Raw genomic sequence first — 13034 nt, forward strand, 5'->3', positions numbered from 1 at the left:
TCCAACTCCGAGCGCGTCCGGCCCGCCATGGGCGAGCCCACGCTCACGTCATCCTGACCGGAGTAGCGCGCGAGCACTGTCTGCCAGCCCGCCAGCAGCACCATGAAGAGCGTCGCGCCTTCCTGCTGCGCCAGGACCTTCAACGCCTCCGTCAGCGGCCGGGGCCACTGGACAGGCTTGCGAGCCCCCCGGAAGGCACTCACCGCGGGCCGGGGCATGTCCGTCATCAACTCCAGCGCGGGCGGCGCGCCCCGCAACTGCTCGCGCCAGTACCCCAGCTGCTTGTCCAGCACCGCGCCGCGCAGTTGCTCGCGCTGCCAAACCGCGTAGTCCGCGTACTGGATGGGCAGCTCTGGCAGCGGCGACGGCTGTCCCTGCGCGAACACCCCGTAGAGCACCGCCACTTCCCGCACCAACACCCCCACCGACCACCCGTCCGACACGATGTGGTGCAGCACCACCATCAGGAGGTGGTCCATCTCCCCCAGCTTCACCAGCAGCGCGCGCATCAGCGGGCCCCGAGCCAGGTCGAACGGCTGCCGTGCACCGGCCTCCACCCGACGCCAGGCCTCCGCCTCGCGCGCGTCGGCGGGCTCCGCCGTCACATCGCCATGCTCCAGTTCCAGCACCCCGTCGTCGCTGAAGCGCTGCACCGGCCCCGCATCGTCCGCGTGGAACGTCGTGCGCAGCGATTCATGTCGGCGCACCACCTCGCGCAGCGCTCGCTCCAGCACGCCCACGTCCAGCACGCCCTCCAGCCGGACCGCGACCGGGACGTTGTAGAGCGCGGTGCCCGACTCGAGCTGATCCAGGATCCACAGCCGCTTCTGCGCGAACGAGAGCTCCGCCGGAAGTGCTCGATTCCTCCGGGGGAACGCCCCATGCCCCCCCGCGTCGCCGCCGGCCTGCTTCTGCGCCGCCAGCTTCTTCAGCAACTCCGAGCGCTTCTCTGGCGACAGATTCGCGATTCGCTTCGACAGATCGCTGCTGCTGCTCATCGAATTGACTCCGCACTCTGGACGGGAGCCGGCCCGTGACGGGCGCCCGGAACTCCGGACGCGGGCCCTCGAGGCAGTGCCACCCGTTATCGATCACGCACGGCCCACCGCTCCTGCGAGAGCGGTGTGGAGGGCCGGAATCCAGGTGCTCACATTATTCGCTCAGCAACCCGCCTGCCATGCGAACCACGTAACGTGGCTCGCCTGCTCTGCGGCGGGCCAGGCCCTCGTGAGACATGACGCGACAGGTACGTGAAACACGTGTTTCACGCAGCGTCGCAGAACGGATGAGGTCGGGCCCGCGCGAAGCGGATCAGTGCCCCGTGGAGCCGGGCGGCTCGATGCGCTCCACCTGCTGCTGGACGGTGGCGTCGGAGGCCACGTCCGGTCCCAGCTGCAGGTACGTCAGCAGGTAGGTGCGCCCGGTCGCCGGACCACTGGCCGCCGCGGTGCGGGCCAGGGCATCGCGCCGGGCCTCGAAGGAGGCCAGCGTCTCCTGGAGGGAGCGGCGCGCGTCCTCGTTCTTCTCCGTCTTGAGCCGCTCGTTCACCCGCGTGATGTTCGCCTCCACCATGCGCTGGCTCTCCCGGGCGCGGTTCGCTTCGCCCAGGTCGCTGAAGGGACCGGTGCCCTCCAGGGACACCTCCAGCTTCGCCAGCTGCCGGCCCCGCTCACCGGGCGGCACCAGCGTGGACACGCCCTGGCGCTGCGCCATGCCCACGCCCCGGCCGTCGTGCGACTGCACCACGAAGTCCACGCCCTCGGCCCCCTGGGCCAGCCGCACGGACTCCACGTAGGGCACCGCGGCCAGCACCACCACCAGGTCCACCGGGGCCGTCTGGCGCAGGCGCTTCACCTCCGCGGCCACCGCGGGCCCCACCGGCAGGCCCCGGACCCCTGGGGGCAGGAAGGCCGAGCCGTCCGAGCCTCCCGCCGGAGCCTGGGGGTCCGGCGACGCGGGCGACACGCCGATGATGCCCACCTTCAGCCCGCCCACGGACGTCACCACGGACGCGGGGAACAGGGGCTGGCCCTTCGCGTCCACGAGGTTCGCGGACAGCAGCTTGAGCTTCGCCCCCTTCGTCTTCTTCTTCAGGAAGTCCACGCCCAGCACGAGGTCGCGCTGGCCCACGGCCATCGCCGTGTAGCCCTGCGCGCCCATCTGCTCCAGCAGGAGCCCCGCGCGCAGCTTCGCCGTCGCATCCTGGCCATCCGCCAGGGTCTTGAAGAGCGCGTTGCCCGCGTCCAGTGCGAGCACCGGCACGCCCTTCGCGCGCTCCTGGTTCAGGACCGTCGTTCGTCTGGCCAGACCGCCAGACGGGTTGTAGCGTCAACCACAGGGGGCGATTTCGCCCCCATTGTCTCCGGTGAAGAGCAGCACGAGCTTCTTCGGCGCGGCCCCCGCGATGAGCGGCAGGAGCAGCAGCAGCGCCAGCGCGGCGAGCCGGGGCGCGCGCGGGCTCACTTCTTCGCCTTCTTCGGAGCGGGGGCGGCAGGGGCGGGGGCGGGCTTCTTGTCCAGCTCCGCCAGCTTCGTCTTCGCCGTCTTGGCCGCCTCCGACTTGGGGTAGCTCTTCACCAGCTCCTCCAGCGCGAGCTTCGACTCCTCCTTCATCTTCAGCTTCTGGAAGCACTCGGAGGAGCGCAGGTACGCGTCCGGCGCGGAGGCCGTCTTCGCGAAGTCCTGCACCACCTTGCCGTACTCGAAGAGGGCCTCGCGGCACTTGCCCTCGGTGAAGTACGTCTCCCCCAGGCCGAAGTGCGCCTCGCCGACGAGCGGGTCCTTGGGCCACTTCTTCACGAACTCGTTGTAGAGCTGGCGCGCCACCAGCGCGTCGCCCGCCTTCGCCTTGTCCTGCGCGAGCGCGAGGAAGTCCTTCTTGTCCGCGGGGCGCTGGAGCTCCTCGGCCTTCTTCTTCGCCTCGGCCTCCTTCACCGCCTCCGTGCCCTGGAGCGCCAGGAGCCGCTGGTTGGTCTCCTCCGTGCTCTTGCCGAGCGCCGCCTCCAACTCCCCGATCTTGTAGAGGTAAGTCTCCACCTGGCCGCGCAGCTGCGCCAGGTCCTCCACCGTCTTCTGGAACTGCACGCCGATGTCCGCGTCCTTGCGGCGCGCGGCGGTGTCCAGGCTCTGCAGGGCCTGGGTCACCTGGGCGACCTTCTCGTCGATCTTCGGCTGGGTGGCGGCGAGCTGCTCACGCGCCTCCTTCAGCTCCTCGGCGAGCCGGGCGTTGTCCGCTCCCAGGCGGTCCACCTTGGCTTCAAGGGCACGACCCCGGTCGGCGGGGTAGAAACATCCGGGGACGGCGGCGGTCAACAAGGCGAAGAGCACGAGCCTGCGCATGGGCCCGGCATCCTAGGTCCAAAGCGCTCCGCGCGCCGCTTCTGTTTCCAGGGGCGCCCGGCCGCACCGGCCAGGCAGGCAGGCCCCCCGGACCTCAGCGCGGGCCTTCGACCTCCAGCCGCTCCACCGCCCGCGCGCAGGCCACCCGGAGCCGGGACAGGTTGAGGAAGAAGGGCACGGGCCGGGCCCGCCCGGAGTCCACCGCGGCGAGCGCCCGGCGGTACGCGTCCACGGCCGCGCCGGGCTGGCCGCACTGCTCCAACAGGAGCCCCAGCAGGTAGCGGGCGGCGACGTGGTCTGGATCCAGCTCCAGGCACCGGCGCAGGTCGCGCTCCGACTCCGCGTCGGAGACGCCGGTGGAGGCGCCATCGAGCACGCAGGAGAAGAGCCAGTCCGCCTCCGCCATCCGGGACGCGAGCGCTTCGGGCGCCGCGACCTCCGAGGGCACCGGGCCGGGGTCCCGCTTCGGCGGCCCCTCCACGGGGAGCGCCGGGAAGCGACCGGAGCCCCGCTTCGGCGCGGGAGCGGACACGTCATCCAGGCGCACGTAGAAGAACGCGTGCTCGAACGGCAGCAGCCGCAGCATCCGGGGCACCTGGAGCAGGGGCTCCGCGGCGGACAGCACCAGCACGCCGCCGGGGACGAGCCGCTCCCCCAGGTTCCACACGGTGCGGTGGAAGGCCTCCGGGGTGAAGTAGATGAGGACGTTGCGGCAGAAGATGATGTCGAAGCCGCCGCCCCCCACCGGCTCCGGGTAGGGCGTCTCCATCAGGTTGTGGCGCCGGAAATCGGCCTGCGTGCGCAAAGCCTCCACCAGCGCGTGGCGCCGGCCCCGGGGCTCGAGGTAGCGCGCGCGAGGGCCGTCCGGAACCCGCCGCAGCGCCTCCGCCGGGAAGCTCAGCTCACGTGCCCGGGTCAGCACCTGTTCGGAGATGTCCGTGCCCAGCACGCGGCTGGCGGGATCCGCGCCCTCCTGCGCCATCAGCATGAGCAGCGTGGCCACCTCCTCGCCCGCGGCGCAGCCGGCGCTCCACACGCGCAGCGGCGCCTTCGAGCGCTGCACCCGGGGCGACAGCACGTGCTCGCGGAAGGCGGCCAGCTGCACCTCGTCCCGGAACACCTCCGACGTGTGCACGGCCGCCGCGTCCACCAGCCGCGTCAGGTCCGCCGCGCCCGCCGGCGAGCGCAGGTGTTTGAGCACCTGCGCGGCGGGGCCCTCCAGGCCCAGCGCCTCCAGGCGCGCGTCCAGCCTGCGCCGCTGGGCACCGCTCAGGGCCATGCCCGTGTGCGCCTGGAGCCACGCGTGGACGGGGGCCCAGCGCTCGGAAGGAGGCGTCATCGCGCGCGGTCAACGGCTCGCGGCCAGCGACTCTCCGCGCGCCAGCCGCGCCAGCGTGGCGGCGACGTCATCGCCGTGGATGAGGTGATCCACCGCCTTGCGCTCCACCGCCGCGCCCGGCATGCCGAACACCACGCAGGACTCCTCGTTCTGGGCCAGGGCCAGGCCTCCGGCCTGCTTGATGGCCAGGAGCCCATCCGCCCCGTCCGCGCCCATGCCCGTGAGCACCACGCCCACCGCGCGCCGGCCGTAGGCCTTCGCCACGCTCTCCAGCAGCACGGTGCCGCTGGGCATGTGCCCGTCGCGCTCCACCCCCGGCTTGAGCGCCACCCGCCCGCGCAGGGGCACCACCAGGTGCTGATCCGGCGGCGCCACCAGCACCTGACCGGCCACCAGGGTGTCTCCGTCCTGCGCCAGCCGCACCTTGAGCTTGCTCGCGTTGGCGAGCCAGCTGGCCAGCGACTCGGAGAAGGCCGCGTTGATGTGCTGGACGATGACGATGGGCGCCGGGAAGTCCGCGGGCAGCTCCGACAGCATCCGGTAGAGCACCTGCGGGCCCCCGGTGCTGGCGGCCACCGCCACGATGCCCATGGAGGCCGCGGGCAGGACCGCCGCGGGGTGCGGCGTCCCGGCGTGCCCGCGCTTCTGGCCGCGGACGTGGCGGATGACGCGCACGGAGGAGATGAGCTTCACCTCCTTGGTGAGGTTCCACGCCTCCGGGCCCGCGTCGATGGAGGGCTTGATCTGCAGCGCCAGCGCGCCCAGCTCCAGCGCGCGGTAGGTCAGCGCGGGGGCCTGGGAGCGAGGGTCACCCGTCAGCACCAGGATGGGCGTGGGGACCTCCGCCATGATGTGCTCCACGGCGGTGAGCCCGTCCATGACGGGCATGTCCACGTCCATGGTGATGACGTGGGGGCGCAGCTCCTTGGTGAGGGCAACGGCCTCCTGGCCGTTCGAAGCGGTGCCAACGACCTCGACATCCGGGTCGTCGCTCAACGCCGCGCTGATGAGCTGTCGGCAGATGACCGAGTCATCGACCACCAGCACCGACACTTTCTTGCCCATGGACGTTCCATACCCCGTACGCGCTCCGGGAGTATAGCAATGCGCGTGGCCCGGCCTTCAGGGACTTGTGCCCAGGAGCCGCCCCACGACATCCACCAGGTCCTGCCGGACGAGATCGCCCTTCGTGATGTAGCCGTCCGCCCCGGCCGCCAACCCACGCGCCCGGTCCTCCTCCCCTCCCCGGGTGGTCAGGATGACGACGGGCAGCTGGCCATGGGCGGGGGCCGCCTTGAGGCGCCGGGTGAGCTCCACGCCGTCCATCTCCGGCATCTCCAGGTCGGTGACGACCAGCTCCACCGGGGGCCCCTCCTCCAGCCGCTCCAGCGCCGAGGGCCCATCCGGCGCGCGGAGGGTGTCGTACCCCACCGCCTCCAGCAGGTTCGCCACCAGCTCGCGGGTGAGGGGCGAGTCGTCCACCACGAGGATGCGGCGGCGGCGCGGCGCGGGCGTGCGGAGGGAGGGACGGGCGAGCTTCAGGGGCGCGGTGCCATGCACCCCCGCGGCCAGCGCGGCCGCCGACAGCACCATGGCCAGACGCCCGTCCGCGAGCGACGTGGCCCCGGTGAGGTGGGTGAAGCGCGCGAGGATGCCCTTCAGCGGGAGGATGGCCTGGACCCGCTCCTCCAGCACGCGATCCACCGCCAGTGCGGCCTCCATGCCCTGGCCCTTCACCACCAGCACCAGCTCACCCTCACGGGCAGGGCGCTCGGGGCCCATCCCGAGCAGCGACGCCAGCGAGGCGAAGGGCAGCACGCGGCCCTCCATCCGGAGGGTGGGCCTGCCAGCGACCTCGCCCACGTCGGAGGCGTCCACCTTGAGGGCGCGGGAGACGTGGACGGCGCTGAGGGCGAGGGTTTCGTCGCCCACCTGGACGAAGAGCAGGGGCGCCACGGTGAGGGACACCGGCACGCGCAGGGTGAAGATGGTGCCCCAGCCGGGCGCGGACTCCACGCCCACGTCGCCGCCCAGGGCCTGGAGGGAGGTGCGCACCGCATCCAGGCCCACGCCCCGACCTGACAGGTCGGTCACCACTTCGCGGGAGGTGAAGCCGGGCAGGAAGACCAGGTCGCGCGCGGCGGCGTCGGACAGCGCGTGGGCGGCGGCCTCGTCGAGCATGCCCCTGCGCACGGCCACGCGCCGGAGGAGGACGGGGTCCATGCCCGCGCCGTCGTCCTCCACGCGGAGGATGATCCGGCTGCCCTCGCGCGCGGCGCGCAAGGTGAGGCAGCCCCGGGGGTGCTTGCCGGAGGCGACCCGGTCCACGCGCGTCTCCAGGCCGTGGTCCAGGGCGTTGCGAACCAGGTGCATGAGCGGTTCGCGCAGGGCCTCCACGACGGCGCGGTCCGCGCGGGTGTCCTCACCGTCCACGACCAGCTCCACCTCCCGGCCCAGCTCCCGGGCCAGGTCCCGCACCATGCGGGGGTAGGGTTCGAAGAGGACGGACAGGGGCAGCATGCGCAGGCCCTGGATCTCCTCCGACACCTGCCCCAGGTCGCGGAGCTCCGCGTTGGCGAGCAGCTTGGCCTCGCGGTGCAGGGTGGCGGCCAGCTCCTTGGCGCGCCCCAGCCGCTCCGCGAGCGGCATGCCGGCGGGGCCCAGGTCCTCCGCGGCGCGGGCCAGGTCGCTCAGCTCGCGCACGAGCTCCAGGCGACGGGCGGTGGCCAGCTCTCGGCGGCGCGCGACCTGTCCCAGGTTGGTCACCGCGCTGGTGAGCATGTCCAGGCTGGCCACGCCGATGCGCACGGCGGTGTCCATGCGGACGTCCCCGGTCCGCACCGGGCTGGCGCCATGCTTCGACGAGGCCCCGGAGCGAGCGCGCGCGGAGGGCTCGCCCATCCGCGGGCCCGGCAGCGCGCCAGTCGTCGAGAGGTGCCCGCTCACAACGCTTCCAGTGGCGGGGCCCACGAGGAACGCGCCCCCCGAGCCACCAGCGCCGAGGCCTCCCAGGTGCGAGCCCGGCACGACACCGGGGCTGGCAACCGGCGCGTGCGCACCCGGCGAAACTCCCGCACCGACAGCCGGCGCGTGCGCACCCGGCGCGGCTCCGGAACCCGCGGTCGGAGCGTGAGCCCCCGGCACGGCACCGGGGCCAGCAGACGACGCCGGCGCCCCCTGCGGAACAGCAGCACCCGAAGGCAGCGCGTACGTCCCCGGCACGGCACCAGCGACAAGCCCATCAGGGCTCGCCCCAACGGACTCCGACCGGAGGGCCGCCGTCAGGAACTGCGACGCTCCACCGGTCGCCGACGTTCCTCCGGGCGGGGAGACCTCCGGGCGCGGCGCCCCCGCGCCCCAATGCGCGCGCCCCCCCGAGCCCCCCGGCGGCTCCGGACGGGCCGCCACGAGCAGGTGAGACACGACAGGCGACGCGCCTTCTCCCCTGGCCACGGGCCCCGTGGCACGCCCGAGGCCCTGCCCCATCCAGCCGCTCTCCTCCGGACGGGGAGCCGCCGGAGGGCGCGCGGCCTCCACGATGGCCCGCTGCTGGAGCGTCGCCACCAGTGTCTCCACCGCGAGCAGGGGCTCCCCAGCCTGCATCGCGCCCGACAGCGCGAGCACCGTGTCCGCCGTGGCCAGCAGCGCGTCCGTGGACTCCGGCGACAGCCGGTAGCGGTGGGGCTCCGCGCAGCGGACCAGCTCCTCCATCTGGTGCACGAGCGTGTTGATCTCATCGAAGCCCATCATCCGGGCCTCGCCCTTGAGCCCATGCAGCTCGCGCAGCACCCGCTGCCCGGCCTCCAGGCTGCCCCCGGTCTCCAGCTCCATCAGGGAGCGGTTGATGCGCTCCAGGCGCACCGTGACCAGGTCTCGGAACTGCTTGAGGAGCCGTTCGCTGGGGTTCACCCGCCGTCCCCCTTGCGCAGCGTCTCATGGTGGATCTGGAAGCGCTCCACCACCCCTCGCAGATCCTGCGCCAACCCCAGCAGGTCCCCGTTCGCGGCGCCCACCTGCTTCGTCGCGTTGAGGCTCTGCTGCGTGATGCGCAGGATGTCCGCCATCGTGTCCGCGAGCTGATCCGTTCCCGCCTGCTGCTGCTGCGTGGACCGGGAGATGATCCGCACCGCGTCCGACGTCTGCCCCGCCAGGCTCACGATCTGCCGGAGCGACTCCGACACCTGCTCCGCGAGCCCCGTCCCCGTCTCCACCGCGCGCACGCCGCCCCCCGTCACCATCACCGCCGCGGCGGACGCCTCGCGCACCTCCTCGATGAGCCCTTCAATCTCCTTCGTGGACTCCAGCACGTTCTCCGCCAGCCGGCGCATCTCCGCCGCCACCAGCGAGAAGCCCCGCCCCACCTCGCCCGCCTTCGTCCCCTCCAGCTCCGCGTTGAGCGCCAGCAGGTCCGACTTGTCCGCGACGCCGTTGATGAACTCGACGATCTTCCCGATCTGCTGCACGCGCTTGTTGAGCCGCGCCACCGCCGAACCAATGGCCCGGTTGTCCTGGCGCATGCGCGACATGGCGCCCAGGAATGACTCCGCGCTGCGCTGTCCCCCCTGGGCCGCCGCCAGCGTGCGCTGGGCGATCTCCGCCACCGACCCCGCGTTCTCCGCGATCTGCTTCGCCGAGCGCGCCAGCTCCTCCGTGGTCGCGCTCGTCTCATCCAGGCTGCTGGCCTGCTCCGCGGCGCCCGCCTCGTAGCGCCCGGAGGTGCTGAGGATCTCCTCGGTGGTGGCCGAAATCTGGGCGCCCGCGCGCTTCAGCTGCGCGAGCACGTCCGCCAGGTGCGCGCGCATCGTGGTGAAGGCCGCGGACACCGCCCACACCTCGTCCTCCGCGGGCACGAGCCGGGGACTGGCCAGGTCGCCCCCGGCGATGCGGCGCGCCTCGCCGGACAGCTCCCGCATGGGCCGGCCCAACAACGTGCCCCCCAGGTACGCCGTGGCGAGCGCCAGCCCGAACACCACCGCGCCCAGCAACACGCTGGACGTGAACGCCTCCACGCGCAGCGCCTCCACCAGCACGCCCTGCACGTCCGGGCTGCCCGCGTCCAGCAGGCGCATGAAGACGCGGTCCGACAGCGCCGTGACGACCTGGGAGCACAGGACGGCGGGCGTCACCACGCAGATGGCGGTGAAGGCCACGAGCCGCGCGCGGATCCGCGCCCGCCGAGGCAACGCGGCGATGACCTGCGCGTGCGTCAGCCCCTGCTCCACCACCCACAGCACGCCCCGCCGGGCCCGCAGCGTGACGAGCCCGTACACGAGCAGCGACGTGAGCGGACCGAACAGCGCCCCCAGCCCCGCGACCCGCAGGGTGACGTCCCCCGGCAGCTCCATCACCGTCCAGAGCGCCAGCGCCACCACGCCCGTGGTCAGCCCCCACAGCCCCAGCGAGCGGAAGAACGCCTCGCCCGGAGCCCGCGCCACCTCGCCCACCGCCACCGACAGGTGCTCGGGCGTGGGCAGCAGGTCGCCCCGCTCCAGGGCCCGCAGCGTGGGGAAGCGGCGCAGCGACACGCCCACGCCCAGGAGCATGTGCAGCGCGCTCACCCCCACCACCAGGATGACGAGCGTGCCCAGGCGCTCCACCACTGGCCGGCCCATCACGAGCGACGCGAAGTGCAGCCCCAGCGTGGAGCCCACCAGGTTCGCCAACGGGATGGGGAACATCAGGTGCCGGCTGAAGGAAGCCCGCCGGGGACCCGCGCGCGAGGCCATGGCCATCTCACCCTTCTCCAGAGCCACCGGGCGACTCGATGTGGAAGCGCCGCACCACGTGTTGCAGGTCGTGCGCCAGGGTGGACAGGTCCGCGTTGGCCGCCACCATCTGCTTGGTGGCCGCGGCGTTCTGTTCGGTGACGCGCAGGATGTCGCCCATGGCCGCCGCGAGCTGATCCGTGCCCGTCTGCTGCTGGAGCGTGGCCAGCGAGATGCTGCGCACCGCGTGCGACGTCTGCCGCGCCAGCTCCAGGATGAGCCCCAGGCTGTCGTCCACCTGCGCCGCCAGGAGCGTGCCCAGCTCCGTCGTCTTCAGGCCCGCCTCGGTGGCCATCACCGCCGCGTTCGTCGCGTCGCGGATCTCCCCGATGAGCCCTTCGATCTCCTTCGTGGAGCGGATGACGTTCTCCGCCAGCCGGCGCATCTCCGCCGCCACCAGCGAGAAGCCCCGCCCCACCTCGCCCGCCTTCGTCCCCTCCAGCTCCGCGTTGAGCGCCAGCAGGTCCGACTTGTCGGCGATCTCGTTGATGAACTCCACCACCTTGCCAATCTGCTGCACGCGCTTGTTGAGGCGCACCACCGCGTCCGCGATGGCCTCGTTGTCCTCCTTCATCCGCTGCATGGAGCCCAGGAAGGCGGTGGCGCCGCGCTGGCCGGACTGCGCCGCGCCAAAGGTCGTCTCCGCGATGGCGGACACCGACTCCGCGTTGTCCGCGATCTGCTGCGCCGACCGCGCCAGCTCCTCCGTGGTGGCGCTGGTGGCGTTGAGCGCCCCGGCCTGCTCGTCCGCGCCGACCTCCTGGCCCGTGCTGGTGGCCACCAGCTGCTCGGTGGTGGTGGAGATCTGGATGCCCGCGCGCCGCAGCTGCGACAGCGCCTGCACCAGCTGCACCTGCATCTGGGTGAAGGCCGCGGACGTGGCCCACACCTCGTCCTCCGCGTGGATGACGCGCGGGGGACGCACCTCGCCGCTCGCGATGCGCGTCGCGTCCTCCGTGATGGCGCGCAGGGGCTCCGACAGCGCCGTGCCCGCGAGCGCCGCGGTGCCCAGGATGAACAGCGTGACGAGCCCCGGGACGAGCCCCAGGGGAGGCCCCCCGCCCTCGCGCGCCCGCGCCACCACCTCCGCCCGCGCCTCGGGCGTGGAGGCCCGCGCCCACGCGTCCACCACCGTCACCGTCCGCGTGAAGGCCACGTCCAGGATGAAGAGCGACGGACTCACGACGGCGATGGCGGTGAACAGCACCAGCCGCCGGCGGATGTGCATGCGCCGGGGCGGCAGCGCCGCCAGCACCTCCAGCGGCGACGGCCCCAGCGCCACCAGCCGCTCCAGCGTGACCCGCGCCCGGCGCACCATCATCAGGTAGACGAACATCCCGCTCAGGGGGCCGATGGACATCCCCAGCACCATCACCCGCAGGCCCTCCGTCCACGACACGTGCGCCAGCAGGGGCAGGGCGAGCGACACCATCAACGTCCCGCCCAGCCACCCCTGCATCACGAAGCCGAAGCTGCGGCCGGGGATGGCCGCCACCTCCTGGAGCGCCACGCGCAGGTGCTCGGACTGGACAGGCAGCCGCCCGTCGCTCAGCGCGAACAGCGTGCGCAGGGCCCGGTTGTCGCGCGCGAACCCCACGCTGACGAACAGCACGAGCGCGCACAGCATCAGCCCCGACAAGGGCGTGCGCGCCGCCTCCGGCAGCGTGCGCGGCACGTGGATGTGCAGCAGCGCCAGCACCACGCCAACGCAGCTGCCCGTGATGCGCGGCCGCGTCGTCCACCGGCCCAGCGAGCGCAGCTCCGGAAGCGGACTCATGCGCCCTCCCGCGCCAGGCCGCGCAGGTAGCGCTGGAAGGTGTCCAGGTGCAAGAGCGGCCAGAGCACCCCGCGCGTGAGCACGAAGCCGCGCAGGCTGCCCCCGGAGGCGCCGGCCACGAGCGGGGATGGCGGCAGCACCGACAGGACCTCCGCGTCGATCTCCAGACCGTCCACGCCCACGGCCTCGCCCAGGGCCGTCAGGAGCACGCGCTGGGCACAGCCCTCCTCCCGGAAGGCCCGATGGGCGGACAGCGACGCGCTGTCGGGCGCCGCGATGGAGGCCACCTCGCCCGCCTCGAAGGCGATGCGGTGGGGCCCTACGTGGCACAGGAGCGTCCCCTCGACCCGGCCCGCGGGAGCCATGGGGCTAGCCGCCCTGGCTGAGGTGGTCGAAGAGACCTTCCGGGTCGATGACCGCCACGTCGCGCGCGCCGCTCTTGACGGGGCCGCGCAGGTGGACGTGGACGCCCGAGGGGCCCAGGGGCTCCAGCGCGCCCATCAGGGCGGACACGCCCGCGACGGTGCTGGCGGTGAGGGCCAGGGTGCCTCGGGTCAGCCGCACCAGCACGGCGCGGCGGGACCCGGCGGTGGCCCCGCCCACCAGGAGGCTCATGTCCACGACGGGGATGACTTCACCCCGGTGCGCGAACACGCCCAGCAGGTGGGGCGGGGAACCCGGTACCCGCGTCAGCTCGGGGAAGGTGACAACCTCCGCCGCGGCTTCCGCGGGCACCGCGTACCAACTGCTTCCACACGCGAAGACGAGGTAGGACTGACGCGTTTCCGACTCAAGAGCGGCCATTCGCGCCAGAG

General features: G+C 72.9%; 11 protein-coding genes. All 11 read right to left on the reverse strand.

Going from position 1 to position 13034, the window contains the following annotated elements; all coding sequences use genetic code 11:
- The coding region (locus GTY96_RS21905) for a condensation domain-containing protein (protein ID WP_235685773.1) at nt 1–998 on the reverse strand (998 nt) is incomplete at its 3' end.
- A gap of 313 nt (nt 999–1311) precedes the next feature.
- Nucleotides 1312–2262: a bifunctional UDP-sugar hydrolase/5'-nucleotidase gene (locus GTY96_RS21910; RefSeq protein ID WP_328700965.1), complete on the reverse strand. Its 951-nt coding sequence runs from the start codon at nt 2260–2262 to the stop codon at nt 1312–1314.
- A gap of 66 nt (nt 2263–2328) precedes the next feature.
- The gene (locus GTY96_RS38315; protein ID WP_255442823.1) at nt 2329–2463 is read right to left on the reverse strand and encodes a hypothetical protein; all 135 of its coding nucleotides are present in this window, start codon (nt 2461–2463) and stop codon (nt 2329–2331) included.
- A complete protein-coding gene (locus GTY96_RS21915; protein WP_143907061.1) occupies nt 2460–3338 on the reverse strand; it encodes a tetratricopeptide repeat protein in 879 nt (292 codons plus the stop codon). Before GTY96_RS21915 ends, GTY96_RS38315 begins: the two co-directional genes overlap by 4 nt.
- A 94-nt stretch (nt 3339–3432) precedes the next feature.
- Complete coding sequence (locus GTY96_RS21920; RefSeq protein ID WP_143907059.1) at nt 3433–4677, reverse strand: CheR family methyltransferase; 1245 nt, start codon at nt 4675–4677, stop codon at nt 3433–3435.
- Nucleotides 4678–4686: 9 nt separating this feature from the next.
- Complete coding sequence (gene cheB, locus GTY96_RS21925) at nt 4687–5742, reverse strand: chemotaxis-specific protein-glutamate methyltransferase CheB (RefSeq protein WP_143907057.1); 1056 nt, start codon at nt 5740–5742, stop codon at nt 4687–4689.
- Between the two features lie 57 nt (nt 5743–5799).
- Nucleotides 5800–8586 carry a hybrid sensor histidine kinase/response regulator gene (locus GTY96_RS21930; protein WP_161665689.1) on the reverse strand — a complete coding sequence of 929 codons (2787 nt, stop codon included), beginning with the start codon at nt 8584–8586 and terminating at the stop codon, nt 5800–5802.
- Nucleotides 8583–10403: a methyl-accepting chemotaxis protein gene (locus GTY96_RS21935; protein WP_161665862.1), complete on the reverse strand. Its 1821-nt coding sequence runs from the start codon at nt 10401–10403 to the stop codon at nt 8583–8585. Before GTY96_RS21935 ends, GTY96_RS21930 begins: the two co-directional genes overlap by 4 nt.
- A 7-nt stretch (nt 10404–10410) precedes the next feature.
- A complete protein-coding gene (locus GTY96_RS21940; protein WP_143907053.1) occupies nt 10411–12219 on the reverse strand; it encodes a methyl-accepting chemotaxis protein in 1809 nt (602 codons plus the stop codon).
- Nucleotides 12216–12584, reverse strand: a complete 369-nt coding sequence (locus tag GTY96_RS21945; RefSeq protein ID WP_143907051.1) for a protein CrdC — start codon at nt 12582–12584, stop codon at nt 12216–12218. Before GTY96_RS21945 ends, GTY96_RS21940 begins: the two co-directional genes overlap by 4 nt.
- Nucleotides 12585–12588: 4 nt before the next feature.
- On the reverse strand, nt 12589–13023 hold the full coding sequence (locus GTY96_RS21950; RefSeq protein WP_143907049.1) for a chemotaxis protein CheW: 435 nt from the start codon (nt 13021–13023) through the stop codon (nt 12589–12591).
- Nucleotides 13024–13034: the final 11 nt, after the last annotated feature.

It is taken from the genome of Corallococcus silvisoli (assembly GCF_009909145.1).
Taxonomy (GTDB): Bacteria; Myxococcota; Myxococcia; order Myxococcales; family Myxococcaceae; genus Corallococcus; species Corallococcus silvisoli.